This is a genomic window from Streptomyces natalensis ATCC 27448 (assembly GCF_000935125.1).
In the GTDB taxonomy this organism is placed as follows: Bacteria; Actinomycetota; Actinomycetes; order Streptomycetales; family Streptomycetaceae; genus Streptomyces; species Streptomyces natalensis.
In genome coordinates this window covers 600,940-627,431 of the sequence record NZ_JRKI01000029.1, presented here as the reverse complement: position 1 = coordinate 627,431, position 26,492 = coordinate 600,940, and the positions used below count along the sequence as shown (strand labels likewise).

General features: G+C 72.3%; 26 protein-coding genes and 1 pseudogene. 9 read left to right on the top strand and 18 right to left on the bottom strand.

The annotated features are described in order from the left end of the window. Positions 1-210 precede the first annotated feature (210 nt). Genes SNA_RS22285 through SNA_RS42640 form a run of 3 tightly spaced genes read left to right on the top strand, consistent with a single transcriptional unit; the run spans position 211 to position 3,049 of the window. Entirely contained in the window at positions 211-2,175 is a 1,965-nt protein-coding gene (locus SNA_RS22285) for an ATP-binding protein (RefSeq protein WP_157880041.1), read from the top strand. A 22-nt stretch (positions 2,176-2,197) separates the two neighbouring features. Continuing rightward, a complete protein-coding gene (locus tag SNA_RS22280; RefSeq protein ID WP_030065060.1) occupies positions 2,198-2,815 on the top strand; it encodes a GOLPH3/VPS74 family protein in 618 nt (205 codons plus the stop codon). 57 nt (positions 2,816-2,872) lie between these two features. Continuing rightward, positions 2,873-3,049 carry a hypothetical protein gene (locus SNA_RS42640; RefSeq protein ID WP_157880040.1) on the top strand — a complete coding sequence of 59 codons (177 nt, stop codon included), beginning with the start codon at positions 2,873-2,875 and terminating at the stop codon, positions 3,047-3,049. A 60-nt stretch (positions 3,050-3,109) separates the two neighbouring features. Here SNA_RS42640 and SNA_RS22275 read toward each other — a convergent pair whose 3' ends face one another. Then, entirely contained in the window at positions 3,110-3,724 is a 615-nt protein-coding gene (locus tag SNA_RS22275) for a hypothetical protein (RefSeq protein WP_044366342.1), read from the bottom strand. A gap of 254 nt (positions 3,725-3,978) precedes the next feature. Between SNA_RS22275 and SNA_RS22270 the strand changes: the two genes are divergently transcribed. The 3 genes from SNA_RS22270 (at position 3,979) to SNA_RS38465 (ending at position 7,083) form a co-directional block, all read left to right on the top strand. After that, entirely contained in the window at positions 3,979-4,845 is an 867-nt protein-coding gene (locus tag SNA_RS22270) for a dienelactone hydrolase family protein (RefSeq protein ID WP_044366339.1), read from the top strand. Between the two features lie 115 nt (positions 4,846-4,960). Beyond that, on the top strand, positions 4,961-6,169 hold the full coding sequence (locus SNA_RS22265) for an RNA ligase (protein WP_030065067.1): 1,209 nt from the start codon (positions 4,961-4,963) through the stop codon (positions 6,167-6,169). A gap of 2 nt (positions 6,170-6,171) precedes the next feature. After that, positions 6,172-7,083 carry a phosphatase domain-containing protein gene (locus tag SNA_RS38465; protein WP_078970095.1) on the top strand — a complete coding sequence of 304 codons (912 nt, stop codon included), beginning with the start codon at positions 6,172-6,174 and terminating at the stop codon, positions 7,081-7,083. On the opposite strand, the gene SNA_RS22255 is transcribed toward SNA_RS38465, so the two are convergent. Beyond that, complete coding sequence (locus tag SNA_RS22255; protein ID WP_044366336.1) at positions 7,068-7,802, bottom strand: GntR family transcriptional regulator; 735 nt, start codon at positions 7,800-7,802, stop codon at positions 7,068-7,070. The genes SNA_RS38465 and SNA_RS22255 overlap by 16 nt on opposite strands. A 179-nt stretch (positions 7,803-7,981) precedes the next feature. On the opposite strand from SNA_RS22255, the gene SNA_RS22250 reads away from it, so the two are divergent. Beyond that, the gene (locus tag SNA_RS22250; RefSeq protein WP_030065073.1) at positions 7,982-8,572 is read left to right on the top strand and encodes a hypothetical protein; all 591 of its coding nucleotides are present in this window, start codon (positions 7,982-7,984) and stop codon (positions 8,570-8,572) included. Positions 8,573-8,661: 89 nt separating this feature from the next. On the opposite strand, the pseudogene SNA_RS22245 reads toward SNA_RS22250, so the two are convergent. From SNA_RS22245 to SNA_RS42635, 15 genes and pseudogenes are all read right to left on the bottom strand, one after another. Then, positions 8,662-9,872, bottom strand: a pseudogene (locus tag SNA_RS22245) (PP2C family protein-serine/threonine phosphatase). Between the two features lie 134 nt (positions 9,873-10,006). Next, positions 10,007-11,155: a substrate-binding domain-containing protein gene (locus SNA_RS22240; RefSeq protein ID WP_044366334.1), complete on the bottom strand. Its 1,149-nt coding sequence runs from the start codon at positions 11,153-11,155 to the stop codon at positions 10,007-10,009. Continuing rightward, positions 11,133-12,182 carry an ABC transporter permease gene (locus tag SNA_RS22235; RefSeq protein WP_044366333.1) on the bottom strand — a complete coding sequence of 350 codons (1,050 nt, stop codon included), beginning with the start codon at positions 12,180-12,182 and terminating at the stop codon, positions 11,133-11,135. Before SNA_RS22235 ends, SNA_RS22240 begins: the two co-directional genes overlap by 23 nt. Continuing rightward, positions 12,179-13,705 (bottom strand): sugar ABC transporter ATP-binding protein, encoded by a 1,527-nt coding sequence (locus SNA_RS22230; RefSeq protein WP_044366332.1) that lies wholly within the window; start codon positions 13,703-13,705, stop codon positions 12,179-12,181. Before SNA_RS22230 ends, SNA_RS22235 begins: the two co-directional genes overlap by 4 nt. A gap of 41 nt (positions 13,706-13,746) precedes the next feature. Further along, complete coding sequence (locus tag SNA_RS22225) at positions 13,747-16,596, bottom strand: SpoIIE family protein phosphatase (RefSeq protein ID WP_030065081.1); 2,850 nt, start codon at positions 16,594-16,596, stop codon at positions 13,747-13,749. A gap of 118 nt (positions 16,597-16,714) precedes the next feature. Beyond that, complete coding sequence (locus tag SNA_RS22220) at positions 16,715-17,662, bottom strand: cyclase family protein (RefSeq protein ID WP_030065082.1); 948 nt, start codon at positions 17,660-17,662, stop codon at positions 16,715-16,717. Positions 17,663-17,841: 179 nt separating this feature from the next. Next, entirely contained in the window at positions 17,842-18,078 is a 237-nt protein-coding gene (locus tag SNA_RS22215; RefSeq protein WP_044366328.1) for a hypothetical protein, read from the bottom strand. Then, a complete protein-coding gene (locus tag SNA_RS22210; protein ID WP_030065083.1) occupies positions 18,075-18,521 on the bottom strand; it encodes a hypothetical protein in 447 nt (148 codons plus the stop codon). Before SNA_RS22210 ends, SNA_RS22215 begins: the two co-directional genes overlap by 4 nt. Positions 18,522-18,718: 197 nt before the next feature. Further along, entirely contained in the window at positions 18,719-20,209 is a 1,491-nt protein-coding gene (locus SNA_RS22205) for a sensor histidine kinase (RefSeq protein ID WP_044366326.1), read from the bottom strand. Then, on the bottom strand, positions 20,206-20,961 hold the full coding sequence (locus SNA_RS22200; RefSeq protein WP_030065085.1) for a response regulator transcription factor: 756 nt from the start codon (positions 20,959-20,961) through the stop codon (positions 20,206-20,208). Before SNA_RS22200 ends, SNA_RS22205 begins: the two co-directional genes overlap by 4 nt. Positions 20,962-20,991: 30 nt before the next feature. Continuing rightward, entirely contained in the window at positions 20,992-21,114 is a 123-nt protein-coding gene (locus tag SNA_RS44780; RefSeq protein WP_275042021.1) for a hypothetical protein, read from the bottom strand. A 10-nt stretch (positions 21,115-21,124) separates the two neighbouring features. Continuing rightward, a complete protein-coding gene (locus SNA_RS22195; protein WP_044366324.1) occupies positions 21,125-21,388 on the bottom strand; it encodes an acyl carrier protein in 264 nt (87 codons plus the stop codon). A gap of 97 nt (positions 21,389-21,485) precedes the next feature. Then, entirely contained in the window at positions 21,486-22,508 is a 1,023-nt protein-coding gene (locus SNA_RS22190) for an NAD-dependent epimerase/dehydratase family protein (RefSeq protein WP_030065087.1), read from the bottom strand. Continuing rightward, positions 22,505-24,109, bottom strand: coding sequence for an AMP-binding protein (locus tag SNA_RS22185; RefSeq protein WP_037789137.1), 1,605 nt, complete (start codon positions 24,107-24,109; stop codon positions 22,505-22,507). The genes SNA_RS22190 and SNA_RS22185 overlap by 4 nt, the downstream gene beginning before the upstream one ends. Then, positions 24,106-24,267, bottom strand: coding sequence for a hypothetical protein (locus SNA_RS42635; RefSeq protein ID WP_157880039.1), 162 nt, complete (start codon positions 24,265-24,267; stop codon positions 24,106-24,108). The genes SNA_RS22185 and SNA_RS42635 overlap by 4 nt, the downstream gene beginning before the upstream one ends. A gap of 289 nt (positions 24,268-24,556) precedes the next feature. Between SNA_RS42635 and SNA_RS22180 the strand changes: the two genes are divergently transcribed. Both SNA_RS22180 and SNA_RS22175 read left to right on the top strand, forming a co-directional pair. Continuing rightward, positions 24,557-25,309 carry a maleylpyruvate isomerase family mycothiol-dependent enzyme gene (locus SNA_RS22180; protein WP_051877206.1) on the top strand — a complete coding sequence of 251 codons (753 nt, stop codon included), beginning with the start codon at positions 24,557-24,559 and terminating at the stop codon, positions 25,307-25,309. 40 nt (positions 25,310-25,349) lie between these two features. Beyond that, the gene (locus tag SNA_RS22175) at positions 25,350-25,649 is read left to right on the top strand and encodes a helix-turn-helix domain-containing protein (protein ID WP_241779780.1); all 300 of its coding nucleotides are present in this window, start codon (positions 25,350-25,352) and stop codon (positions 25,647-25,649) included. 94 nt (positions 25,650-25,743) lie between these two features. Here the strand turns inward: SNA_RS22175 and SNA_RS22170 are convergent, their stop codons facing one another. Beyond that, complete coding sequence (locus SNA_RS22170; protein ID WP_030065091.1) at positions 25,744-26,115, bottom strand: DUF4179 domain-containing protein; 372 nt, start codon at positions 26,113-26,115, stop codon at positions 25,744-25,746. Positions 26,116-26,492: the final 377 nt, after the last annotated feature.

Below are 26,492 nucleotides of genomic sequence, written 5' to 3'. Positions count from 1 at the left end.
GCATGCGTGCCGTTCCCTTCTATTCACAGGCGTGACCGCTCCCCGGGTGAAGATGCCCGGTATGCGGACGGCGTGTGGAACGTAACCTTGCCCCGGTCTAATTGAACAAAAATTTACGTAAAGGGGGAGTGTCGGCGCGTCGCTCCGAGCGTCCGGGGGAGCGGACGGCCTGCCTTCCTCACCCGCCGCAGGTGAGCTAGAAAGGGTGGCGTGAACCAGTCGTCGAATGATCTGAGCGGGAGCGTCACCGGCCCTGTCGTCCAAGCGGGCCACGTAGGGCAGTTGTACCTCTCGCCACCGGCGCCCACCGCGCTGGCGGGCCTGCCGCCGGCGGTCCCGGAGTTCACCGGCCGGGACGAGGCCCTGCGGCAGGTCACCGACGCCCTGCGGCCCGGCTCCGACGCCGCGCCGGTCGTGGTGTCCACGCTGACGGGCACGGCCGGCGTCGGCAAGACCACCCTCGCGCTGCGCGCCGCCCATGACGCCGTGGACGCGGGCTGGTTCCCCGGCGGCGTGCTCTTCATCAACCTCCAGGGCTACGACGACCTCCGCTACGTGGGGCCCGAGACCGCGGTATCCGTCTTCCTCAGCGCCCTCGGCGTCCCCGACGAGCTCTTCCCGCCGACCTTCGCCGGGCGGCTGTCGCTGTACCGCTCCAGGCTCGCGGAACGCGCCGACCGGCACGGCGCGGCCCTGATCGTGTGCGACAACGCCTCCGCCACGGACCAGATCAGACCCCTGCTGCCCGGACCCCCGCTCCACCGGGTCCTCGTGACCAGTCGTCACACCCTCGCCGACCTGCCCGGCTCCCGGATCGTCGACCTCGGCGTACTGGAACCACCCGAGGCCGCCGCCCTCATCTCCCGCACGCTGCGCATGCGCCGCTCCGACGACACCCGCGCCCAGGACGAGCCCGAGGCCGTCGAGGACCTCACCGCCCTGTGCGGCCATCTCCCGCTGGCGCTGGCCGTCGTGGCCTCCATACTGGCCGGCGACCCGGACCAGACGGTCGGCGAACTCACCGCGGCCTTACGCGACCGCGCCACCCGCCTGGAAGAACTGACCTACGGGGAGCGCCGCTCGGTCACCGCCGCCTTCGCCCTCTCCTACGCCCGGCTCACCCCCGACGAGGCCCGGATGTTCCGGTACCTGTCCCTCAACCCGGGCCAGCAGGTGAGCGTGGAGGCCGCCGCCGCGCTCACCGGACAACCGCTGCCCCAGGCCCGAAAGCTGCTCCGTGCGCTGCGCGGCGTCCACATGATCGAGCACGGCAAACCCCGCGGCTGGGTCCGCTTCCACGACCTGCTGCGGCTGTTCGCCGAACGGCGCCGCCGTGAGGAGGACGACGCGGCGAGCATCCAGGCCGCCGTCGACCGGCTGCTGGCCCACTACCGTGACGCCGCCCGGGACGCCACCGAGCGGATCGTGGCGGCGGCCCGGCAGCGCGGACGGGACGACGAGGCCGAGCGCTGGCTCGACACCGAGAGCCTGAATCTGCGCTCGGCGCTGAAGCTGGCCCAGCGGCACGGGCGGCCCGCCATGGCCCTGCCGCTGGCCCATGACGTCAGCTGGTTCCTCCGCCGCCGTCAGGACTGGGCCGTCGGCCGGGAAGTCTGCGATACGGCCGTGGAGTTCGCCGCCGCCCTGCCCGACGGCGCCCAGCAGGCACTGGCCCTGTACAACCTGGGCGACTTCCTCAAGCACCAGCAGGAGTTCCCTCAGGCGCTGCCCGTATTCGCCGATGCACTCGCCCGCTATCGCGAGCTGGACGACCGCACCGGCCAGGCCAGGACCCTGCACAGCATGGGCACGGCCGCCCGGCGCCTCGGCCGGTACGAGGAGGCGGAATGCCACTACGCCGCCGCCCTGCCGCTCTTCGACGCGCTCGAAGACCACCGGGCGAGCGGCCACACCCTGTTCAACCTGGGGTACTCCGCCCGCCGGCAGGGCCACCACGAGGACGCCCAGGACCACTACCGGCGCGCCCTGGACGTCTACCACCGCCTCGACGACCCCGCCGGGCTGGCGCGCACCCTGCATCACCTCGGCCACCTGGCGCTCGCCAGGCACCGCCCGGACGCGGCCCGCGGCTACTGGGAGCGGGCCCGGTCGGCGTACGAGGAGGCGGGGCTACCGCAGTACGCCCAGGAGGTCACCGAGCTGCTGGACCGGTAAAATCGTTCCAGGAGCGCTGCCCATGACCACACCGCGGGACCTCTTGATCATTGCTCTGGACACGGCCGCCAGCCGCCCCCTGGAGCGGGGCGACCTGTCCCTGGCGCTCGCGGGCGCCGAGCTGCTCGACCTCCTGAGCGCCCAGGCGATCACCCTCGACGACGAGCACATCGTGCCGGGCTACCGGCCGTCCCTCGACGATCACCTCCTGGACGAGGCCGCCGCGGCGCTCGTCCGCCAGGCGCCGTACGAATCGGTCGACGACTGGCTGTGGCGCAGAGGACGTGATCTCGCCGCGTCCTACCTCACCGCACTGGAGGCCGACGGCCAGCTCACCCGGCAACGCGAGGGCCGACGGCCCTTCCGGACCACCCGGACGGTGCTGACCGACTCGCCCGCCCGCCGCCAGGCGGCATACCGCTGGTCCTCGGAAGAGCCTGTACTCACCGCCCTCGCACAGGCCATGGGGATCCACCACGAGCAGGCGGCGAACACCCCGGAGAACACCCCGGGCCCGCCCGACGACGACGTGGCGACCGTCCTCGCCGCCCTCCACGACGCCCTGAGCCACCTGGAGTTCGAGCGGCAGCGCCGAGCCCTCCACGAGGCGGCGTTCGACAACATCTGGCGGGGCAATTGACGACGGCGGGCGGCGGGCTCCTCGGCTCACCGCTTCGGCTGCCGCACGATTCCCCGCGTGCCGTACGGCCGCCGCCGCGAACTCCCTGATCAGCGGGTGCGGGCGGGTGTTGTCGCCGTGAAGTTCCGGCTGGAACAGGGTGGCCAGGAAGAAGGGATGCGAGGGCAGTTCGGCGATGCGCCCAGGAGAACGACGGCAGCGACCCGTTCCCTGCTCGCCGCGCTGGGCGGTTGAGCCGGGCTCGGCCACCGGACGCCACCGGGTACGGGTACGGGGCACACTCTCCGCGGTCGGTCAGTGGCCGGTCAGTACGATCACGAAACTGGCGGCGAACGCCAACGCCCCCGCCACGCCCCCTCCGATGAAGAGCGTCAGGAGGACGGACAGCGCGATGCGCCAGCGCCGCGGGTTCGCGCGGAGCGGGGCATCGCCTTCGACGACAACTCTGGGGGAACTCACACACACCCCCAGCAACAGGAACGCCGCCACCGCCGCGATCCCGAAGGCGCCCGCCACATCCTCCAACACACCGGAGGTCAGCGGCCGGACATAGCTGCCGTCCGACTCGCGCTGCATCCCGACGGGCTTGCCGCGCTCGATCCGGCCGCCGTCCACCCGCGCCGTGCGATCGGTGAACCCGCCGTGTGCCGCGACGTACGTCCCCGTACAGGTGCGTGAGGAGCTGCGTCCCGAGCCCACGGTGTGGCACTGCGCGGCGGTGAACGTACCGGGCGTGCCGGACAGGCCCGTTGTGTAACGGAAGTCGTCGAGCGGCAGCCGCATGACCAGGCCCGCCACCGTCAGGATGACGAGGACGAGGACCGCACGGAGTGCGGTGCGCGCCCGGTTCCGCGGCGGGGGCTCGGCGGGCGCGGTCTCCGTACGGACGGCTCTTTCGTGTTGCCCCATCGGTCCCCCGTGCGTCGTTCCCGGTCGGTCAAGCTACCTCGTCGCACGCCGGTGGGCGTCACCGGTGGAGGCGTCTACGGCAGCCCCGATGTAGGCGTCCACGGCAGCCCCGGGGGCCCGGCCGGACAAGCGGAAGGCGTGCGCCCGGAGTTACCGCTGGGTAGTCTCGCGGGGAAGTGCGGCGGACGGGCGACCAGGCGCGCCCGTCCGGAGAGCGACCCCCGACCAGCATCCGACCGAAACGGTGGTAAGCCATGGCAGATCACGACCTGACCGGTTTCGACCGCGGAACCTTCGCCCATGACGGCGTCACCCGCCGGATTCTGCGGCGCGGTACGGGGCCTGCGGTGATCGTGATGGCGGAGATTCCGGGCATCACGCCCAAGGTGCTCGCGTTCGCGGAACGCGTGGCCGCGATCGGCTGCACCGCCGTGCTCCCGGTGCTCTTCGGCACGCCCGGCCGCGAGGGCTTCCCGGCGTCCGGCGGCCGGCTGAAGTCGGCGCTCTACACCGCCTCGTCGATGGGGAAGGTGTGCGTGAGCCGGGAGTTCACCGTGCTGGCGACGGGGAAATCCTCGCCGGTGGTGACCTGGCTGCGAGCCCTGGCCGCGTACGAGCACGAGCGCTGCGGCGGACCCGGCGTCGGGGCCATCGGGATGTGCCTCACCGGCGGGTTCGCCCTGGCCATGGCCGCCGATGAGCGCCTGCTCGCCCCCGTCCTGTCCCAGCCGTCCCTGCCACTGGCCCTCACCAAGGGCCGCGCCGCCGGGATCGACATCTCCGCCGAGGACCTCGCCGCCGTCCGGGGCCGCTGCGAACGTGACGGCCTTCGGGTCATGGGGCTGCGCTTCCGTGGGGACCGGTTGGTACCGGGCGACCGGTTCGCCTTTCTGCGCCGCGCACTCGGTGAGGCGTTCGTCGCCGTCGAACTGGACGACTCCGACGCGAACCCCGAGGCCGCGCTGCCGCCGCACTCCGTGCTGACCGAACACCTCGTCGACGCACCCGGCGAACCGACCCGCGCGGCCCTGGACGAGGTGCTCGACCTCTTCCGCACCCGCTTGCTGGAGCAGCCCCACGAGACGGCCGCGGAGACGCCGGCCCCAGCGGGAGGCGAGTGACACAGAGACCTCGCGCCGTCATGACCCTGATCACCAAACCGCCGTAGGCAGCTAATTCGGTGTTCGTCCGGCCCTCCTGCACGTGACAATCAAGGTCCACTACCAGGAGGAACACATGAGCCAGGACTACCTGACTCTCCATGAGCTGGTGCCGTCCCAGGACCTGACGGCGGCCCTCGATGCCGGGCACATCAGCCGTAAGCGACACCCCGAACTGCCGCTGTCCCTCTACTCGTACACGAGGGCCTGCCAGTTCGAGCGCGTCTGGAACGAGGCGACGCTGCGCTGCCGCGGTCTGGTCGCCGATGACGTCACCGGCGAGATCGTGGCGCTGCCGCTGGCGAAGTTCTTCAACGTCGGTGAGCACGGGACCGGTCAGCCGTACGCGCCGGCGCTGCCGGACGAGCCGTTCGAGGTGTACGACAAGGTCGACGGCAGCCTCGCGGTGATCTTCCACTACGCCGGCCGGTGGCTGGTCGCCACCAGGGGATCGTTCATCAGCACCCAGGCGACGTGGGCCCAGCGCCTGCTGGACGCCAAGGACACCTCCGCCCTGGTGCCCGGCGTGACCTATCTCGCCGAGATCCTGTACCCGCAAAACCGTATCGTCGTCGACTACGGCGAGCGCCGCGACCTGGTGCTCCTCGCCGCCATCGGCAAGGACGGCACGGAGATACCCCTGGCCGACGCCGCGGCCGGCTGGCAGGGCATCGGCTCGGTCGTCACCGTCTGGCCCGCCCTGCCGCTGGCCGAACTGCTCGCCCGGACCGCATCCAACCGGCTGCCCGACGGCCGGACCGCCACGGGCACGGACGCCGAAGGCTTTGTGCTGCGCTTCGCCTCGGGCATCCGGGCGAAGGCCAAGCTCGCCGAGTACGTACGGCTGCACAAGGTGCTCACCGGCGTCACGGAGCGGGACATCTGGCGCAGCCACGGCATCCAGCGCTTCGCGGGGCTCCCGCCCAAGCAGCTGGCCCAGGCGCTGGGCTGCTCGGCGGCCGATACGGCGGCGTCCGGCGGCAGGCCCCTGGACACGCTGCTGGAGCAGGTGCCCGACGAATTCGACACCTGGGTCCGCGAGGTGATCGCGCGCATTGAGAAGGACGTCGCCGACCGCGAGCGCGCGATCGATGAGGCATACGCCTCCCTCGCTCCTCTCGCCGCCGACCGGGGCGCCTTCGCCCGCGCCGCGCAGGCGCTGCCGGACGCGGCCGTCCGCCCCGCCGTGTTCCAGCGCCTGGACGGGCGTCCCACCGAGCTGATGACGTACCGTTCCGTCCGGCCGCAGGCCGCCGACCCCTTCACCACCGACGAGGAGAACTGACCGTGCCCGTAGTACACGTCATGACGGGGCTTCCGGCCTCGGGAAAGACGACCGCCGCGCGGACGTTGCAGGCAGAGTCCGAGGGCCGGATGCGCCGGGTGAACCTCGACGACCTGCGGACCATGCTCGACATCCCGGCGCCCGAGCGCGGCCGGTCGTACGCGCACGAGCAGACCGCGCTGGCGATCCAGGACGCGGCGGTGCGGGCGGCGGTGGACGGCGGGTTCGACGTCGTCGTGGACAACACCCATCTGACGCCGCACATTCCCAAGCGCCTGAAGGCGGCGGTGGCCGGAGCGGCTGCCTTCGTCGTGCACGACTTCACCGACGTACCGGTGGAGGAGTGCATACGGCGCGACGCCGAACGGGAGCGGACCGCGGGTGAGGAGATCATCCGGATCCTGGCCGACAAGCACGCCAAGGCCCGGCAGGGCGGCTGGCGGCTCACCGCGGAATGGCTCAACGACGAGGTCCCCGTCGAGCCGTACACCGCCGACCCGGCCCTGCCGCCGGCGGTGATGTGCGATATCGACGGAACGCTCGCCCTGCGGGGCGACCGCGGCCCCTACGACTTCAGCCGCTGCGACGAGGACCTGCTCAACGTCTCGGTGCGGGACGCCCTGCGCTCCTTCCGGCGCGACGGCGATGTCATCGCTCTGCTGTCGGGGCGCGGTGAGGAGCACCGCGAGCGGACCGAGGCATGGCTGCACCGGCACGAAGTCCCCTACGACGAACTGTGGATGCGCGCCGCCGGCGACGGCCGCCGTGACGACCTCGTCAAGGCCGAACTCTTCGACCGCCACGTCCGCCACCGCCTCGCGGTGCGCGTCTCGCTGGACGACCGCGACCGCGTGGTCGCCGTCTGGCGCCGGATGGGCCTGCCCACCTGGCAGGTCAACTACGGCAACTTCTGACCGGGAGTCCGGGGACGGGGGGCACGGCGCCCACCCTGGACGGGCGGGCGCCGCTCGGCGTCCTCGGCCCACAGCGAGCGCACATGGCCGAGATGGCGCGCCATGCACCGCTCGGCGGCCTCGGCGTCGCCCGCCACCATCAGGTCGAGGAGTTCGAGGTGCTCCTCGGCGGAGGGGATCAGCTGATCGCGCTCGTCCAGCCCGGTCAGGCCGTACAACCGCGAGCGCTTGCGCAGGTCACCAACGGTCTCCACGAGCCGGTCGTTGCCGCCGAGGGCCAGCAGGGACAGATGGAACCGCCGGTCGGCCTCCAGATAGCCGATGAGGTCGTGATCGCGGGCGGCGCGCACGATCTCCTCGGCGACCGGCCGCAGTTCCTCCAGATCCGTACGGGAGGCGGTGCGGGTGATCCGGCCGACCATGGGGACCTCGATCAGGGTACGGATCTCCGTGTACTGGTCGAGGTCGCGCTCATTGACCTCCGTCACCCGGAAGCCCTTGTTGCGAACCGGCTCGACCAGCCCCTCGCGCGCCAGATCGAGCATCGCCTCACGCACCGGCGTCGCGGAAATACCGAAATCCTCCGCAAGCGCGGGCGCCGAGTAGACCTCACCGGGCCGCAGTTCACCGGAGATCAGCCCGGCACGCAGATGGTGGGCCACCTGGTCGCGCAGGCGCTCCCGGGTCGTGTTGAGATTGCGCTGCTTGAGGTGGCCCATGGCTGTGGTGATCCCCTTCGTGCCGGTGCCTCACAGCGTACAATGTCACGTTGTTCTTGCCGGTGGCCATGGCGGTCATAGCGGGCGGTCGTCGAGGACACTGCGTTCGCATCCGCGGTGAGGGCCCTGCGCTCCTGACTACGGCCACGAGCGCGCCCCTCACCTGGCAAAGTGACCTCATGGCGAATATTTCATCGATGACCTATGGGCGGGTGGCCGAAGTCCTTCAGCAGCTCGGCATGGTGTCGCAGGACAGAGCGCACACGGTCGTCGAGGAATGGGGCGCCGACCAGTACAACCTGACGCCGTATGACGTCGCGTGCTCTCTTGTGGGGTTCGGTGTCGCGGTCAGGATTCACGCCGACGACATCGACTTCCTGGAGGAGTCCTACGCCTCGCTCCTGAACGCGGCAGCCGCAGTCGCCGGCGGTGCGGTCACTGTCGCGAACGTGCGCCTGCACGAAGGGCACGCCACAGAAGGGTTCGGTCGGCCTGACTTCGCTCCACGCGATGACGTCCTGGAGTTCGAACGCAACGGTCAACTGGTCTCCATACCAGCCGAGCACTTCTCGGAGGACTACTACGACATCGCAGCTGCGGTGGATGCCGTCGCAGCCCTCGACCCCGACGACGATCCCCGCGCGTTTCACCTCGTCGAGTTCGAGCGTGAGCGGCACCGCATCTACGACACCGTCATGGCGCTTGTCTCGCCTGAGCAAGCGCGAGCCCTGGAGGAGAATCTCGGCCTGCAATTCCCGGGAGTGCGCTGATCGACGGTTGCGAGTAGCGGCGGCGCCGGGCGTGGTCGCGGTGGGCGCGGAGACCGAGCCGGCAGGCTCAAGCCCCGGAGTCGCGCATATCACGGGTGCTGCGGGTGCCATTCGAAGAGCAGGATGGTGGCGTCGTCCCGCAGGTTGTTGTGCTGGAAGTCGAGGATGGCGTGGCTGAGCAGCCGCAGGACCTCGGACGGGCGTTGGCCGGCGGCGGAGGCACGGATGATGAAGTCCGTGAAGTGGTCGAGGCCGAATTCGACGCCGTTCGCGTCGCGTGCGTCGACCACGCCGTCGGTGTAGAGCAGAACGCGGTCGCCCGGTTGGAGAGCGGTCTTGTGGACCTGCCGGGCGGCCGGGCCGAGTTCGAGGTGCAGGCCGATCGGTGGTTGCGGGGGGCTGTCCAGCTCCCCCTCGATCACCCGCTCGGCACGGATCAGCAGCGGTGGCGGGTGACCGCAGTTGATCCAGTGCAACTCCCCGGTGCCGGCGTCGAGACGGCACACCACACCGGTGCAGAAGTGGTCGGGCAGCCACTGGGCGAGCGCGTGGTCGACGGAGCCGACGAGGTCGGGCAGGTCGGCTCCGCTGCGGCGGGCGTTGCGTGCGCCGGCCATCGCCACCGAGGTGGTCAGACCGGAGGCCAGATCGTGGCCCATGGCGTCGAGGATCATGGTGTGCAGTACGTGCTTGACCACCGCGTGGTCGAAGGCGTCGCCGCCGACGTCGTACGCCGGCTCCAGCACGGCGGTCGATACGCAGTGCTTGCTGCCGATGGTGCGGGGCGGCAGGAAGGCCCGCAGCATCTCGGCGGGCAGCCGCATGGTCGCGGTGCGGGTGCGAGCGGCGATCCAGTCGCTGTAGGCGCGCTTGGAGGTGACGACCATCGCGAGCAGATCGGCCAGCATCCGGCTGCGGCGCATCCGCGGCCCGTCCAGTGCGGCGGTCCGCACCGCCACCACCCCCAGCCGCTCCGCACCGTCGACCATCGGCAGCCAGACGACCACGCCGTCGCCGTTGTCCGTCACCCGTGGGGAGAGACCGTGCGGTACGCCCAGCCGGCCTGCGAGGCGTCCACCGGCAGTGCTTCCAGGGACTCGTCGAGCGGGACGAGCACCACTTGCTGAAGGTCGACGACGTAGATACGCACCGTGTTCAGGCCGAGGGCGGAGGCGCAGCGGTTCGCCAGTGCGGACAAATCCACCGGGAGGACGATCTGCGCCTCGGTGATCAGCGCTTCCAGCAGACTCTCGTCGACGGCGCCGCCGGGATCGGCGGGCGCCCGCGATGCGTCCGGCACGGGGATCACCCCTTCCGCACCCAGTTTCACACCGATCCCGGCGCCTCTCACCTCAGCGGCGCCCGCCGAGCCGGGCCACGGCTGCGCCGACGACCTCTCTGCGAAGGGGCCGGGTATGGGCTGTCCCGGAGGGCCTACCTGCCCCAGATCCTCCGGTACACCGCGCGGTATCCGGGTGGGTCCCAGGTGGTGGCCCCGCCGCTGTTGGCGGCGGTGGCGATGTGGACGGGGGCGACGTAGCCGCTGGCGGGCCCGCCCGAGAAGGCGCGGTTGAATTCGTCGAGGATCTGCCAGCCCTGTTGGGAGAACGGCTCGGGGACGGTCGCGGTCTGGAACTGCCTGCTGTTGATGCGCTGGAAGGCGGAGGGGTCGCCGTCGCCGGCGCCGATGTTGAAGGGGACGCCGGCGCCTTTCCGGCGTGCCGCGCGCAGGGCGGGGGCGGCGTCGGCGAAGTAGACGTCGTTGATGGCTACGGAGTGTGTCCAGGTGTCCGGGAAGCGGGAGAGGAGAGAGGAGACCTCCTGGGGGGCGCGGCTGCTGGTGTCCGAGAGGGGGATGTTCTCCTGCGCGAGCAGATGGACGCCGGAACAGGTGGCCAGTTCTTTTCTGATCAGGTCGGACTTGTTTTTGGCGAACGGGATCGACGCGTCGGTGAACAGCACGACTCCGGCGTGGCCGTGGGAGTGCGCGATGATCCAGTCGGCGCTGATCTTCGCGACGTCCTCGACCCTGGTGGTGATGTTGGTGAAGAGCGCGGGGTGTTTGCTCGGGCCGGGGGCGGCGACCGCGTGCCAGCCGATGAGCGGGAGGTGTTCCGCGGTTGCCTTGGCAACCTGCTGCGACGTCAGGCCGGGGTCGAAACCGCCGAGGACGATGCCCGACGGGCGCAGGGCGATGGCCTGGCTGAAGGCGGCCTGGATCCCGGCGGGTGTGCCCTGGCCGTCGATCACGCGGACGTTCCAGCCGATGACCTTCGCGGCCTCCTGTACGCCCTTGGCGGCGCCCGCGACGCCGGGGTTGGTCATGGTCTGCGCGACATAGACGATGTCCTTGCCGGAGGTGGCCCTGGGGCCGAGGGCCGGGCCGTGCCACATGGTGTGGGGTTTCTCGGCGTATGCGGTGGCCGCCTCGGCTCGGGCCAGGTCGGTGGGGCACCCGGGCCGGGCCGGTTCCGTGGGGGAGGGTCCGGCGCCGGTGGACGTACCGCGCTGGCAGCCGACGAGGAGGGCGGCCGCCACCGCCAGTACGGCGACGCGGCGGCTACGAGGCGACTTCGGGTACATCACGGGGCGTCCGGGGAGGCGGTGTGCGGGGTTGCCGCAGCTGTCGGCGCGCGGCATAGCCGGCCATGCCGACGGCGAGCAGCAGCGTGGCCCCGTTGAACAGCGGCGTGACCCAGAACTGGGCGCCGAGCTGGCCGATTCCGGCGAGGCCGATGGCGAGGATGATGACGGCGATCAGGGTGCCCAAGGCGTTGGCGCGGCCCGGGCGGATCGCGGTGGAGCCGAGCAGCGCACCGACGAACGCGGGCAGCAGGTAGTCCAGGCCGACGCTGGGGTTGCCGATGCGCTGCTGGGCCGCGAGCAGCACGCCGGCGATACCGACGACCAGCCCCGATCCGGTGAAGGCGTAGAGGACGTAGCGCCGGGAGGGGATGCCCACCAGGTCGGCGGTGCGGCGGTTGGAGCCGATGACGTACAGGTACCGGCCGAGCGGCAGCCGCTCCAGGAGCACCCACAGGACGGCGGTGAGGGCCAGTACGTAGAAGGCGGACACCGGCAGGCCCAGGAACCGGGAGTCGTACAGGTCGGTGAAGGCGGGCGGCAGGCCCTGGGGGCCGGGGACGATCCGGGCGCCGTTGGTGATCCAGCCGGTGAGGGCGTAGAGGATGCTGCCGGTGCCCAGGGTGGCGATGAACGAGTCGATCTTCGCGAATTCGACGACGACGCCGTTGAGGGTGCCGAAGACGGCCCCGCCGAGGATCACCGTCAGGCAGGCGAGCGGCCAGGGCCAGGCGTCGTTCGCGATCAGGTGCATGGTCATGACGTGGGCGAAGCCGAGCCCGTAGCCGAGGGACAGGTCGAATTTGGCCGTGACGAGGGGAATCATGGCGCCGAGCGCGAGCAGGGCGGGGATCGACTGGTTGGACAGGACCGCCGAGATGTTGTCCAGGGTGGGGAAGGTGTCCGGCAGGGCGAGGGAGAAGGCCCCGAACAGCAGGGCGGTGAGGGCCAACAGGCCGTAGGAGCCGAGGAGATGACCGGACCGGCGGCTCAGCGGGGGACGGCGCGGACGGCGGGCGGGGGTCATGGCTGCGTCGTCCCGGTGAGCGGCGCCATGGCCGACGAGGCACGGGCCAGTTCCGTGACGGTGAGGGCCGCGCCGCTCAGCTCCACGGTCTGCGCACCGCGGACGAAGACCAGGGCCCGGTGGCAGACCGTGGCGACCTCCTCGAAGTCGGTGGACAGAAGGAGGACGCCGAGGCCGCCGGCCAGCGCGTCCTGGAGCAGCCGGTAGACCGCCGTCTTGGCGCCGACGTCCACCCCGGCGGTCGGCTCTTCGAGGATCAGCAGTCTGCGGCCCGTCCGGAGCCCCCGGCCGACCATGACCTTCTGCTGGTTCCCGCCGGAGAGGGTGACGACCGGCGCCTCGGTGTCCCGGGGCTGCACCGCGAACCGCTCGACCAGCGCGCCCGCCTCGGCCCGCTCGCGCCCGGGCCCGATCCAGTGAAAGGCCGTCAGGCCGTCCGCCCTGGGGTTGGCCAGGAAGTTCTCCCGTACGGTCAGCTCGGCCGCGCAGCCCTCTTCCTGACGGTTGCCGGTCACGAAGGCGACACCGGCGTCGACGGCGGCGGTGACCGAGCGCGGTGCGTACGGCCGCCCGTCGAGCAGGGCCCGTCCGGCGAGGATCGGGCGGGCGCCGGCGAGCGCGCGGCCCAGTTCCATGTGTCCGGCGCCGGTGAGGCCCACCAGGCCGAGGATTTCCCCGGCGCGCAGTTCCAGGCCGACCGGTCCGGTGTGCGCGGTCCGTACGCCGTCGAGGCTGAGGACCGCCGGGCCCGCGGCGGGTGCGAAGGCATAGCCGCCCGGTTCGTGGCCCACGATGTCGCGTACCAGCTGGGCGGGGCGGTAGCCGGCGAGCGGGCCGTGCCTGATGAGGCGGCCGTCGCGCAGGACGGCGAAGGCGTCGGCGACCTTGTAGACCTCGTCGAGCCGGTGGGTGACGAAGACGATGGCGTGGCCCGCCTCGCGCAGGGAGTGCAGGACGCCGAAGAGCCGGGCGCAGTCCGCCGCCGGGAGGCTGGCGGTCGGCTCGTCCAGGACGAGGAGTTCGGCGCGGGTGGCGAGCGCGCGGGCGAGGGCCACCAGGGAGCGTTCGGCGCGCGGGAGGTCGGCGAGGGTGGTGCGCGGGTCGAGGTGTGCGGCGACGATGCCCAGGGCCTCGGTGCACCGCTCGCGGACCCGCCGCCAGGACAGCAGTCCCGCGCGGCGCGGATAGCCGGTGCCCAGCGCGATGTTCTCGGCGACCGTCATCCATGGGACCAGCCCCAGATCCTGGTGGATGAAGGACATGGTCCGGGAGGCTGCTTCGCTGCCGAGCGGGTGCCCGGCCACCGTCACCTCGCCCTCGTCCGGGTGGTGGACGCCCGCGAGGACCTTGATCAGGGTGGACTTTCCGGCGCCGTTGGGACCGAGCAGGGCCAGGACGCTGCCGGGGACGATATCGAGGTCGACCGCGTCCAGCGCCACGGTGCCGCCGAACCGTTTGCCGAGTCCGCGGATGCGGACGAGGGGCTCCGGGCCACGGCGCGGGGGAGGCGCGTGCTGACGCATTTCGGCATGGTAAAGCCCGTTTCGGCGTCTTTGCCGGATGGCTAGGAGATGGCGGGAATGTCGTCGAAGGAGATCTCGACGGGGCCGGGCTTTCCGGCGGGGATCTCCAGTGCGCATTCGGCCCAGATGACCTTGCCCTGGGTGGTGTAGCGGGTGCCCCACGCCTGGGTGAGCTGGGCGACGAGGAACAGGCCGCGGCCGCCCTCGTCCGTGGTGGCCGCCCGGCGCAGATGCGGGGCGGTGCTGCTGGCGTCGGAGACCTCACAGGTCAGCGTGCGGTCGTACAGCAGACGTACCTGGATGGGGCCGGTGCCGTAGCGGATGGCGTTGGTGACCAGCTCGCTGAGCAGGAGTTCGGTGGCGAAGGCGACCTCGTCCAGTCCCCATGCGGCAAGTTGGCGGGTGACCGCGGCACGGATTCCGGAGACGAGCGCGGGGTCGGCGGGCAGGTCCCAGGTGGCGATCCGCTGTGCGTCCAGGGCGTGGGTGCGGGCGACGAGCAGCGCGATGTCGTCGTCGGGGTGGTGCGGCACCACGGTCCGCAGCACCGCCTCACAGGTCTCCTCGGGCGGTCGGCTCGGGTGCGCCAGGGCCCGGCGCAGCTGGTCGAGGGCCGTATCCACATCGCGGTGACGGTGGCCGATGACCCCGTCCGTGTAGAGGACGAGCTGGCTGCCCTCGGGGAGGTGGAAGGCGGCGGTCTCGAAGGGGAGGCCGCCCAGGCCCAGCGGTGGCCCGGCCGGCAGATCGGGGAAGGTGACGACGCCGTCGGGGTGGACCAGCGCGGGCGGCGGGTGGCCGGCGCGGGCCATCACGCACTGCTGCGAGGTGGGGTCGTAGATGGTGTAGAGGCAGGTGGCGCCGATGATGCCGGTGCCGTCGGCGGTGGGGTCCTCATGGCCCTCGTCCCGGTCCAGGCGCCCCACCACATTGTCGAGGTGGGTGAGGACCTCGTCCGGCGCGAGGTCCAGTTCGGCGAAGTTGCGGGCGGCGGTGCGCAGTCGGCCCATGGTGGCGGCGGCGTGCATCCCATGGCCGACGACGTCCCCGACGACGAGGGCGACGCGGCTGCTGGACAACGGGATGACGTCGAACCAGTCCCCGCCGACCCCGGATGCGGCAGGCAGATAGCGATGGGCGACCTCGACGGCGTTCAGCTCGGGGAAACTGCGCGGCAGCAGGCTGCGCTGGAGCGCGACGACCATGGTGTGTTCGCGGGTGTAGCGGCGGGCGTTGTCGATGCAGATGGCCGCGCGGGTGGCGAGCTCCTGGGCCAGGGACCGGTCGTCGTCCCCGAAGGGGGCGGGGTCCCGCGAGCGGTAGAAGCTCGCCACCCCCAGGGCGATGCCGCGGGCGAGCAGGGGGACGGCGATCAGGGAGTGCACGTGGTGGTCGAGGAGGCGCTGGGCCGCCACGGGATCCTGGGCGATCCAGCCCGGAGCGGCGCGCAGATCGGGTTCGAGCACCGGCTGTCCGGCGGCCAGACACCGCAGTTGGGGGGTGCTCGGGCGCAGGTCGACCGGTTCGCCGGCGGGGTAGAAGGGGCAGTCGTCGCGATAGCCGTGGACCACCGTGCGATGCAGGCCGGTGCACGGGTCGGACGGCTCCTCGCCGCGCAGCACCGCCTCGGAAAGGTCGATGGTGACGAAGTCGGCCAGGCGCGGGACGGCCATCTCGGCGAGTTCCCGGGCGGTGCGGGTCACGTCCAGGCTGGTGCCGATCCGGGTGCTGGCCTCGGACAGCAGCTCCAGGCGGCGCCGGGCCGCCACCGCGTACTTGCCCACACCCGGCTCGCCCACCAGCACCAGCCCGCTGGTCGCACCGCCCGCGGGAGGTCCGGTGCCGGGCCTGTGGACCGTCGCGGCCGCCCGGCCGGGTACGGGCTCGGGGACGCCGGGTACGGGCTCGGGAAGGGTCCCCGGCGCCGTGGCGGTCGGGGCCAGGGTGAGATCAGGGGCCTCGGTTTCCGTGGGGACGGCGAGGGGCTGTCGCGACGAGGGGAGGATCGCTTCGATGGCGACGCCCTCCACCCCGGACGGGCTGGTCACCGGCCGGCTCAGCAAGGTGACCTGCCGGCCGCCGGGCAGCGGGACCTCGACGGCGGCCCGTTGGGCCGCGGAGATCAGATCGCCGGCCCGCTCCTTGAGGATCATCTGGTCGCGCCAGTCCAGCCCGCTCGCGGCCAGCTCGGCCGGCTGCCCGTTGCCTTCGGCGGCGCCGGCCGGCGAGCGGCGCCGGGCCTCGAGGTAGGCCTCCAGCAGGGCCCGTTCCCGCGTCGAACTCTGCTCCAGCAGCCGCCGTTCGATGACCTCGGCCGCCCGGCGGATCAGGGTGTTCAGCGCGACAGAGGCATCGGCCATCGGGTAGCCGAAGCAGAGGATGCCCTCGATGCGCCCACTGAGCAGGTCCCGTAGGGGAATTGCCGCGCAGGCGTTGGTCTGCGCGCGTTCGGCGAAGTGCTCGGCCCCGTAGACATTGATCAGCTTGCGTTCCGCGAGGGCGAGGCCGATGCCGTTGGTCCCGCCGAACTGCTCGGCGAAGACGAAGCCGGGGACGGTCTGGATCGGGGGCAGCTGCCTGGCCATCGAGGCGGTGCCGAAACGGCGCTGGAGCACCGCACCGCGACCGTCGGCGAGGGACACATTGATGGTCCGGCCCGCGAATCGGGCCTGGAGCCGGTCCAGTACGGGAACGGCGGCGCGGACGAGCCGGCCGTCCAGGTCGAGGTCCTGCTGGAAGGGCAGCTCGCAGCCTTCCGGCGTCAGCCCCAGCGACTGGGAGCGCTGCCAGGACGTGAGGATCGAGCTGCGGACGGTCCCCTCGACCGGTTCACCGCGAAGGAACTGATCACGGGCGAGCGCGGGACCGATGCCCTCTCCCGCCAGCCCCATCCCGATCACTTCCCACGTCCGTACAGACGGCGTTGCCCACCCTTCCCCCGGTGAGCAGCTGTCCCGTTTGATCCAATTGTAGGGCTTTGGGTAGGCAACGGTGCGGTCGTCCCGGCCCTCACAGCACCGCGACCGGGGTGACCGGTGACCCCGTACCGCCGGGCACGTTCAGCGGGGCCACCACGAGCAGGAAGGCATAACGGCCCGCCTCCGCACAGGCGGCCGAGAGCGCGTCGAGAGCGAGATTGTCCAGGAGCGGCACCCCCATCGCGGCGAGGGCGAGCGTATGGACCGGGGAGCGCACGCCGTCGACCGGCGAGGGCCGTACATCGCTGTCGCCGTCGCCGCCCAGCACGCAGATCCCGCGCTCGGCGAGCAGGGGCAGCGCGTGCACATGGAGGCCCGCGCTCGCCGCGTCGAGGTCCCAGGCGCCTCGTTCCCGGCGCCGCCGCAGCCGCCCGGTGCGCAGCAGGACCGCATCGCCCTCGCCGAGCGTCACCCCGAGTGCCTCCTCCGCGGCGACGAGGTCCGGGGCGTGCACGGCCCGTCCGGGCTCCAGCCATTTCTCGCCCGACACGGTGGGCAGATCCAGGAGCACCCCCCGGGTCACGAGGGGGCCGAGCGCCGATACGGCACCGAAGCGGGCACCCCTGGAGCCGACCGCCTCGCGCGCCGTACGGCCGTCGTAGAGGCGGCCCTGGTAGGCGATATGGGACAGCGCGTCCAGATGGCTGACGGCCTTGCCGTGGTAGTCGGCACCGAGGAAGTCCTTGTAAACGGAGGGTTCGGGGGCCGCGGCATCGCCGAGGGCGGACATGTAGTGCAGGGCGGGCCGGGCGTTGTCCGGGCCGGGTTCCGTGTCCCACGGGCGTGCCAGCGGGACGACCGTTCCCGACCGGACCAGGTCCGCGGCCCGGCGTACGTGCTCGGGGGACACCCGGTTGCAGGCGCCGCGGTCGGCCGGAGTCCAGCGGCCCCAGGTACGGACCGCCTCGAAGAGCGCGTCGAACTCCTCGCGGGAGACGGCGGGGCCGTTGCCGGGGTGGTCGTTTCCCTTGCTGGTCACCACTTGATCGTGGCGCATCCGACGGCCGCACGCGCGCCGCGCGGGGCGCCCGGAGTCTCCCCCGGCCCGGAGTCGTCCCCGGCCCGGTGTCGTCAGACGGTCGGCGTCGTCAAGCGGCCTGGTGCCGTCACGCGCCGTCGCCTCCGCCGGGCGAGTACGGCCCGGCGGAGGCGCGGGGGTCAGTTTCCGGAGGCGTCCGCGGCGGCGTTTGCGTCCGCCGCATCGGCGGCGTGCTCGGCGTCGTCCACCTTCTTCTGCATCTGCGCCAGCTGGTCCGGCGCGGCCGGGGAGCTGCTGCGGGATGCGGCCGGGGCCGCCGTGTCCGGTGTGGTGGCGGACGAGCAGGCCGCGGTGGCCAGGAGGGGCACCGCGAGGGCCGCCGTCACCAGTACGGACAGGGGTCGGCGGCGGGTCATGACGTGGCCTTGTCCGTGTCCTTCGCGCCGCCGTTGTTCGCCTTGCACCAGGCGGCGACCTCCTTCAGGTCGGGCTTCTTCTTCTTGAGGACCGTCAGCATCTCCTTGCGGGCGGTGAGGCGGTCGCCGAGGAAGGTCGCGATGGCGGTGTGGTGGGCCTTCTTGGCGTTGTCGATGCGCCGTTCCAGGAAGGCGATGGAGCCGCGCCGGGTGACCGGGCCCTCGAAGCGCGTGATCCGCCGGTCGATCCGCCGCTCCAGGCGCGGCACCCGGTGGCACAGCCGCTTCGCCCCGTCGTCCTTGGGGGCCTTGGCGTGCGCGGCCGCGGGCGCGGAGGTGGCCGGGCTCTGGCCGTCGGCCGCGTAGGACGGTGCGGTGGCGGCCGTTGCGGCAAGGACGAGGCCCGCGAGGGCCGCCGTCATGGTCGCTTTGCGACGCTGCATGAATGGATCTCCGTTTCGCTCTGGTGCACGGACCGGTGCACGGACGCGGTCGGCGGCCCACCCGTGCGGGGCTCACCCCTACGGGGGCCGGCGGCGGTCCGCGTGCGAGCGACGGTAGAGGCGGTTCTTGTGGTTTCTTTGTGGGCCCGGTCGGGGCGGGCCGGGCCGGCGGGAGGCGGCCGGGACCACGGGGAACGTCAGGGACGCGCGGCCGGGATCTCCCGGTGCTGCCGGGCGGTGTCCGACATCCAGGACCGATGCTGGGGCACCCCGTCACCGGCCTGGTCCAAAGGCGCGAGCGGAAAGACGACCTCGAAGCGGGCCCCCACGCCCCCGGCGCCGTCCCCCACGCGCAGCTGCGCGCGGTGCAGGGCGGACTGCTGGGCGACCAGCGTCAGGCCCAGCCCCGACCCGGGACTGTCGGAGCGCCGGTGGAAGCGCCCGAAGATCGTCTGCCGCTGCTCCGGCGGCACCCCGGCCCCCCGGTCCTCGACGGTGAGGACGGCCGCCGGGGCGACACCGTCGCGCTCCGCCCGCAGCCGTACGGCGATCCGCGTCCGGCCGTCCGGGGAGCGGCCGTGCACCAGGGCGTTGCCGAGGAGGTTGTCCACCAGCGACCGCAGCCCCGGCTGCCACCCGTGCACGGTCAGGCCCGGTGCGCCCTCGAACGTCACCTCGGCCTCGGGATGGGCGCGCCGCAGGTCCGACACGGCCGCGTCGGCGAGGTCGGCCAGGTCGACGGGCGCGAACGCATCCGCCTCGACAAGATCTCCCTGGGCGAGCGCCCGCAGCATGACCAGCAGCCCCAGCAGCCGGGCGTGGCCGCGCCGCAGATCGTCCACCGTCTCCGCGCGGTCGGCGGGATCGAGGTCCTGGAACGCGTCGAGGATGTCGAGGCTGGTCTGCATGCTCATCAGCGGCGTCCGCAGCTCGTGGGAGGCGGCGGCGGAGAAGGAACGGGCGGTCGCCAGGGCCTCGGCGGTGCGGGCGGCCTGTTCGTCGTAGCGTGCCAGGACCGTTTGCAGGGTGTGCGCGAGGTCGTCGACCTCCGTGATCCGGGTCGGGGTGTGGTCCAGCCGGGCGGCGCTGGTGTGCGGATCGAGGCCGCTGGTGCGCTGCTGGAGGTGCCGCAGCGGACGGGCCGCGCCGGCGGCCAGCGCCCAGGCCAGGCCCGCGGACAGCGGCGCGGCGAGCAGCGCCACGGTGAGCACCCGGCCGCGCACCATCCGGATCTGCGCCTGGTTCGCGGCCTCCGGGGCGAACAGCCACAGCGTCCCGTGCACCTCGGGATGCTGGACGGTGATCGGGACATGGACGGCGCGCCAGGTCTTGCCGCGGGCGTGGACGCTGACGGGATGCCCGGTCGCGGCCGGCAGGCGGACGGCGGGGCCGGGCTGCGGGCCGTCCATGACGGTGCCGTTGGGGCCGGTCAGCCGGATGCCGATGTCCAGGGCCGCGGCGAACAGCTTGCGCTGGCGGGCCTGCTCGGCGCGTGGCCGGCCGTTGGACGCGGCGCGCAGCACTCCCCTGGCCGCCGAGGCGACGCCCTGGGCCTGCTCGCGGAGCTGCCGGTCGGTCTGTGTGTGCAGGTCCTTGCCGACCAGGCCCACCAGCACCCAGCCGGCGGCCAGCACCAGCAGGGGCACCACGGCCCCCACCACGATCGCGATCCGGGTGGACAGTCTCACGCCCGGCCCTCCCGCTCGCCGCTGGTCCCGTCGCGCAGGACGAAACCGACACCGCGCACCGTGTGCACGATCCGGGACCGCCCGCCCGCCTCCAGCTTGCGGCGCAGATAGCTGACGAAGGTGTCGACCGCGTCGGTGCGGACGTCGAAGTCGTAGCCCCACACCCGGTCCAGCAGCTGGTCCCGGGTCAGCACCAGACCCGCATTGCGGGCGAGCACTTCGAGCAGCTCGAACTCCCGCCGGGTCAGCTCCACCGGCCTGCCGTCGAGTCGTACGGTGCGCGCCGCCGCGTCCAGCTCCAGGCCCCCGACCCGTACGGTTTCGGTGGCGGCGGGCGGGCGGCGGCGCAGCAGCGCATGCAGCCGCAGCACCAGCTCGTCCAGGGCGAAGGGTTTGACGAGGTAGTCGTCGGCACCTGCCTGGAGCCCGGCCACCCGGTCCGTCACCTCGTCCAGGGCGGACAGCATCAGCACCGGTATGTCGTTGCCGTCCGTCCGCAGGCGCCGGCACACCTCGATGCCGTCGACGTCGGGCATCGAGATGTCCAGCACCACGACGTCCGGCGGCGCGTCCGCCAGCCTGGTCAGCGCGCCGCGGCCGCCGTCCGCCAGGTCGACGGCGAAGCCGTTCAACCGCAGTCCGCGCCCCAACGACCGCCGGATCGCGGCGTCGTCATCCACCAGCAACACCCGCCCACAGCCGGCCGTCACACCCGTCCCCGCCTTCGCCGCCCCTGTTTCCGATCCCCGCATCATGCACTACCGCTGCCGCCGGGCGGCCGGTCAGGGGCGGCGGAAGGCGAGGACGGCGGTGTGGCCGCCGAAGCCGAAGGAACGGCTGACCGCAGCCTCGATCGCACCGGCCGCCCCGAGGCTGTGGCCGAGGGCGCCTATGGGTGCGGTCACGGTGGGCCGGTCACGGTGCCGCGGGCGAGGGAGAGACGAGCCGCTTGGTCAGGATCCGGGCGACGTCGGTCAGCGTGCTCCTCTTGCTCACGTCCTGGGTGGTGAGCAGGACGGAGAACTCGTCGCGCAGGATGAAGGCGAACTCGGCGAGGGCGAGGGAGTCCACGTCCAGCTCATCGAAGGTGGTGTCGGGGCGGATCTCCTCGACGGGGACCCCGGAGCGTTCGCTCAGGAGGGTGCGCGCGGTGCGGTAGACGGCGTCGTCCACGTCCATGACAGGCTTCCTTTCCGGTGGCGGACAGGACCGGTGGCGGACAGGACCGGTGGGGAGAGGTCCGGTGGCGGGTAACTCCGTTGGCGGGCAAGCTCGTTCAGGGCGCCGCGTGGCCGTCCGCCCGGGTCAGTTCCGCGATCCCGTCCGAGAAGCCGACCGGCGGTACGAATCCCAGGTGGTGCCGGGCCGCGGAGAGGTCGAACCAGTGCGGCTGGACGAGTTCGGCCACCAGGAAGCGGCTCAGTTCCCGGGTGCCGGTGGTCCGGGCGAGGCGTGCGGCCGTCTCATGGGCCGCGGCCGCGGCACGGGCCAGCCGTACGGGCACCGGGCACCATGTGGCGCGGACCCCGGCGGCGGCCAGGAAGAGCGTGGCGATGATGCGCAGCGGCCGCGGGTCGTCCTGGGTGATGAAGTAGGCGCGGCCGCCGACGGGTTGGCGTCGGTGGAGGAGGTCCAGGGCGAGCAGATGGGCGTGGGCGGCGGTGCGCACATGGGTGGTGTCGACGAGGTTGCTGCCGTCGCCGGGCAGGAAGAGACACCGGCCACGGACCGCGCGCCGCAGGGCGGGCAGGAAGTGGGGGTCGCCGGGGCCCCAGATGAGGTGCGGGCGCAGGGAACAGGTGGCCAGGGAGGGGCGGTTGGCCGCCAGGACGAGCCGTTCTGCCTGGGCCTTGGTCCAGGGATAGGCGGCCAGGTGGCGCACGGGGTAGGGCGCGCTCTCGTCGGCGTTGCGCAGTCCGTCCGGCGGGCAGACGACGCTGGCGGTGGATGTGTACACCAGGGTGCGGACGGCGTGCGCGCGGCACTGGTCGAGGACGTTGCGGGTGCCGTGGACGTTGGTCATCCAGTACGGGCGCGTCGGCCCGCTGACGCCGGCGAGGGCCGCGCTGTGGACGACGGCGTCGCATCCGGCGACGGCCCGGGCCACGACGGCGGGATCGGCGAGGTCGCCGTGGTACTGGTGGACGCCGAGGCGCTCCAGGGCGGCGCTGGGGCGGCGGGTGAGGGAGCGGGTCGGGGTGCCGCGGGCGACGAGCCGACGGCAGATCTCCCGGCCCAGAAAGCCGCTGCCTCCGGTGACGAGCACCCGGGCGGGGCCGGACGCGGGGTCCCCGGTCATGCGCTGCCTCCTGCCCGCTTGGCGGCCCAGTCCGCCAGCCGCTCGCGGTCGATCTTGGAGTTGTGGCGGATGTCGGTGGGAAAGCCGGGGTGGAGGAGGACGGAACGGATGTGGTGGCCCTGCGGGTGGCCCCGGAGGACCTCCCGCAGGGCCGCGACGGCGCCCCGGCGTTCCCTCCTGCCGCACCGTTCCAACTCGACGCAGAGCACGGCCCGTTGCCGCCCGGCCGGGCCGAGGCCGACCAGGGCGGTGCGCCGTACGCCCGGTGCCGTATCGGCCGCCGTTTCGATGTCCTCGGTGTTCAGGACGAAGTTGTCGCCGGTGACGCGCTGGGACGCGCGGCCGTGGAACCAGAGGCGGCCCTCGCCGTCGAGATGTCCCAGGTCACCGGTGCGGTGCAGCAGCCCGCAGTCGGTGGCGACCTTGGCATCGGCGGTGGCTCGCGGGCGGGCGTGATACGCGGGACTGATGTTGCGCCCGGCGACCGCGATCTCGCCCACTCCGGTGTCGTCGACCCCCAGTACGCGCACCTCGACCCCGGCCACGGGACGGCCGACGCATGTCCCCGAGAGCGCACCGTGCCCAGCGGCCCGCAGTGCCGACAGTTCCCGCGTGGTGACGGCGCTGACCGGAAGGCATTCGGTGGCGCCGTAGACGCTGAGCACCTCGGCGTCCGCGCGGAGCACCGAACCCCACGCCTCGGCGAGCCCGGCGCGCAACGGGGCACCGAAGGACAGCACCCGGTCGACGGACGGCAGCCGCAGACCGTGGCGTACACAGTGGCCGGCCAGCAGGCCGAGGACGGCGGGCGAGCCGGCGACCACCGAGGCGCGGTGTTCCAGCAGGGGACGCAGCAGACGCTCGGGACGCGTACGGGCCGGGGCGTGGTGGCGCAGGGCCGGGGAGAGGGTGGTGATCCCGAGGGCCGGGCCGAGGAGGACGAGGGGCAGGAAGCCGGACAGCAGCACCCCGCCCGGATCGAGGGCCAGTACCGCGCGCAGCGCCTCGACCTGCCCGGCCAGGGTGCCGTACCGGTACTCCACCCCCTTGGGCACGCCGGTGGAGCCCGAGGTGAAGGCGATGACCGCCAGCTCCTCCGCACCGGGTTCGGCGGCCTCCAGGCCCGGCCCGGCCGCGTCCGGCACCACCACCGGCACCGCCCGCCCCAGCCCCGGCAGCGCGCGACGGGTCACCAGGGGCGTACGGATGTGACCGGGCGCCCAGCGCAGCACCCGCCGCGCCAGATGAGCCAGGGGTTCGCCGATGAACACCTCGGGAGCCACCTCGTCCAGACAGGCCCGCAGCCGGGCGCGGGGCAGCCCTGGGTCCACCAGGACCGGGACGGCGCCGAGGGCGAGCAACCCGTAGACGACGGCGACCAGTTCGTAGGGATCCCCGGTCATCGTCACCGCCTTGTGGCCCCGGCGCACCCCGGCCGCGCGCAGCGCCTCGGCCACGGCGTGGCAGCCCGTCGACAGCCGGGCGTAGCTGACGGCCTGCCCCGAACCGTCGCGGCGTCCGCGGACCAGCGCCGTGGCGTCGGGCCGGGACCGGGCCAGCCGTGCCACCTCGGTGTAGAGCCCCACGCCGTCCGCCGTCATGCGGTCTCCTGGAGGAAGTCGCGGAGGCGGCGGCCGAGTTGCTCGGCGGCGTCCTCACCGGACGCCGCGATCCCCGCCCGGGTCTCCTCCGTGGTCCGGTAGCGGGACGGCAGATGGACGGCGAGGGTGGCCAGACGGCCACGCGGAACATCGCTCACCACACCACGATATTCAGGACGAACAGCGAACTCGCCGCCCATACAACTTAATTCACTCAATATGGTCAAAACTCGCGCCAGATGGCGTGGAGTTGGGTAGCTCGCCCCAAACGGAACTGTCGGACAGCCGTGTGGAAGTGTCGGACAGTCGTGCGCGGCGGGGCGGAGTCGGGGAGGGGGCTCGGCGTAGCGGTTGACTGCTGAGAGCCCTCCTCCTTACAGTCAACACACTTACCGCCGTGCGAATCTTCTATTCCGCAATGCGGATGCATCAAACGGGGGCGAGGTCATGCAGGAGATCGAGGCGCAGCACCCCCTCGGCAAGCCGACCGAGACACCCGGGGTGGCCGAGATGGCCGAGGTAGCCGAGTCCACCGCCCGGTTCATGGCCACCCTCACCGCCCTCACCGACGACCGGATCGGCGGCCCGACCCTCGTACCGCCATGGACCCGCGGCCATGTGATCACCCATGTCGCACGGGCCACCGACAGCCTCTGCCGACTGCTGGCCTGGGCCCGCACCGGAGTCGAGACCCCGCAGTACGCGAGCATGGAGGCCCGCGCCGCCGAGATCGAAGCGGGCGCAACGCGGCCGGTCGCCGCGCTGATCGCCGATATCGCCGACACCGCCGCCCGGTTCGAGGAGGCGGTGCGTTCCCTGCCCGAGGCGGCGTGGCGCGCCGAGGTGCGGATGCGTACCGGCGAACTGCGCACCCCCGCGAGCCTGATCCCCACCCGGCTGCGCGAACTGGAGGTGCACCACGCCGACTTGGCGGCCGGTTACACCTTCGCCGACGTACCGCCCGCCGCGGCACGCTGGATCATCGACGACCTCGTCGAGGCCCTGCACCGCCGCGACGATCCCCCCGCCCTGCGCTTCGCCGCGACCGACACCGCCCTCTCCCATGAACTCGCCCCCGGCGGCCCCCTCGTCACCGGCCCGCAGTCCGCCCTCCTGGCCTGGCTCACCGGACGCTCACCCGGCACGGGCCTGACGGCGTCCGGAGCCGACGAGGTGCCCCCGGCGCCCTACTGGATCTGACCCCTACTGGACGGATGTGAACCCCTCCACGGCGATGCGCATGGTGGACAAACTCGAAACCCTCGGCCTCGTGGACCGGCAGGTCAACCCGGAAGACCGCCGCGAGCTGGTCCTGCGCCTCACGACGGCGGGCCGGCAACCGGTCGAGAAGGTCCTGGCCCGCCGGTACGACGAGATCGTTGCCCGCTTGCCCGCTTGCCCGCTTGCCCGCTTGCCCGCTTGCCCGCTTGCCCGCTTGCCCGCCCACCAGCGCACCGGCCTGGTGAAGGCGCTGCGGGCGTTGATCGAGACCGCGGGCGAGCCGGCGGTGGATTCCCTGACCGAAGCACCCACGGTCTGAAGGGGTGTCCGAAGGCGAAACGGCCCCGGACAGCCGACCGGCGCCCCTGGACCGGATGCCAGGGGCGCCGAATCTCACCAGTTGACGAAGAAGGTCATCGACCGGCCTTTCCGTGCCCAGCACTGTGGGTCTTGGCGTGGTCACCGACGTGCGCCGTCTTGGCGTGGCCACCACTGTGGGTCTTGGGGTGGTGAGCGACGTGCGCCGTCTTGGCCTGGTCACCACTGTGCGTCTTGGCGTGGGTGCTGTTGGGCGTCTTCAGCTTGCCGGCGACCTTGTCGACCGAGCTGACGAGCCCGTCGATGTCGAGGCCGGCGAGCGGGTTCTTCACGTCGTTCTTGGTGACGGTGTCGCTGTTCGTCAGCGCCTTCTCACCGTGCGGCCCGGAAGCCGCAAGTGCGGGGGAGGCGGCCCCCAGAGCCAGCGCGACACCGACAACACCCGCAGCAGCCTTGGCGATCTTCACGACCTGTATCCCTTTCCAGCAGGTGCGTTCAAGGCGGCGGCACGACCCTCGTACCTCCGGAGCGGCCCTTCGTGGACGCTCGCAACGCACTGCCACACCCCCTAACCACCGCGCTCATATCAAAGTGTCGGCACGTCACCCGTCCGATCAAGACCTGCACGTCAGCGGCAGGTGCCCGGGTATCCAGGTGTCCAGGTATCCAGGTGTCGAAGACAGCAGGCCGGGACGCCTCATGCGGTCCGTTCCCTGCCGGGGGAGGGGCACTACGCGCCCGGTCCGCGAACCATGGAGTTCGCTGGCCGGGGGTTCGGGAATACGGCCGGGGATACGGCGGTTGGGCGATATGGCGCAGTGATCACGCAACGCCGGCCGTATAC

What these genes read in the sequence shown, in the direction of transcription:
- SNA_RS22280 (WP_030065060.1), top strand. Translation starts at nt 2,198, where the DNA reads ATGACCACACCGCGGGACCTCTTGATCATTGCTCTGGACACGGCCGCC.
- SNA_RS22275 (WP_044366342.1), bottom strand. Translation starts at nt 3,724, where the DNA reads ATGGGGCAACACGAAAGAGCCGTCCGTACGGAGACCGCGCCCGCCGAG.
- SNA_RS22270 (WP_044366339.1), top strand. Translation starts at nt 3,979, where the DNA reads ATGGCAGATCACGACCTGACCGGTTTCGACCGCGGAACCTTCGCCCAT.
- SNA_RS22265 (WP_030065067.1), top strand. Translation starts at nt 4,961, where the DNA reads ATGAGCCAGGACTACCTGACTCTCCATGAGCTGGTGCCGTCCCAGGAC.
- SNA_RS22255 (WP_044366336.1), bottom strand. Translation starts at nt 7,802, where the DNA reads ATGGGCCACCTCAAGCAGCGCAATCTCAACACGACCCGGGAGCGCCTG.
- SNA_RS22250 (WP_030065073.1), top strand. Translation starts at nt 7,982, where the DNA reads ATGGCGAATATTTCATCGATGACCTATGGGCGGGTGGCCGAAGTCCTT.
- SNA_RS22240 (WP_044366334.1), bottom strand. Translation starts at nt 11,155, where the DNA reads ATGTACCCGAAGTCGCCTCGTAGCCGCCGCGTCGCCGTACTGGCGGTG.
- SNA_RS22235 (WP_044366333.1), bottom strand. Translation starts at nt 12,182, where the DNA reads ATGACCCCCGCCCGCCGTCCGCGCCGTCCCCCGCTGAGCCGCCGGTCC.
- SNA_RS22230 (WP_044366332.1), bottom strand. Translation starts at nt 13,705, where the DNA reads ATGCGTCAGCACGCGCCTCCCCCGCGCCGTGGCCCGGAGCCCCTCGTC.
- SNA_RS22225 (WP_030065081.1), bottom strand. Translation starts at nt 16,596, where the DNA reads ATGGGGCTGGCGGGAGAGGGCATCGGTCCCGCGCTCGCCCGTGATCAG.
- SNA_RS22215 (WP_044366328.1), bottom strand. Translation starts at nt 18,078, where the DNA reads ATGACCCGCCGCCGACCCCTGTCCGTACTGGTGACGGCGGCCCTCGCG.
- SNA_RS22210 (WP_030065083.1), bottom strand. Translation starts at nt 18,521, where the DNA reads ATGCAGCGTCGCAAAGCGACCATGACGGCGGCCCTCGCGGGCCTCGTC.
- SNA_RS22200 (WP_030065085.1), bottom strand. Translation starts at nt 20,961, where the DNA reads ATGCGGGGATCGGAAACAGGGGCGGCGAAGGCGGGGACGGGTGTGACG.
- SNA_RS22195 (WP_044366324.1), bottom strand. Translation starts at nt 21,388, where the DNA reads ATGGACGTGGACGACGCCGTCTACCGCACCGCGCGCACCCTCCTGAGC.
- SNA_RS22190 (WP_030065087.1), bottom strand. Translation starts at nt 22,508, where the DNA reads ATGACCGGGGACCCCGCGTCCGGCCCCGCCCGGGTGCTCGTCACCGGA.
- SNA_RS22185 (WP_037789137.1), bottom strand. Translation starts at nt 24,109, where the DNA reads ATGACGGCGGACGGCGTGGGGCTCTACACCGAGGTGGCACGGCTGGCC.
- SNA_RS22180 (WP_051877206.1), top strand. Translation starts at nt 24,557, where the DNA reads ATGCAGGAGATCGAGGCGCAGCACCCCCTCGGCAAGCCGACCGAGACA.
- SNA_RS22175 (WP_241779780.1), top strand. Translation starts at nt 25,350, where the DNA reads ATGGTGGACAAACTCGAAACCCTCGGCCTCGTGGACCGGCAGGTCAAC.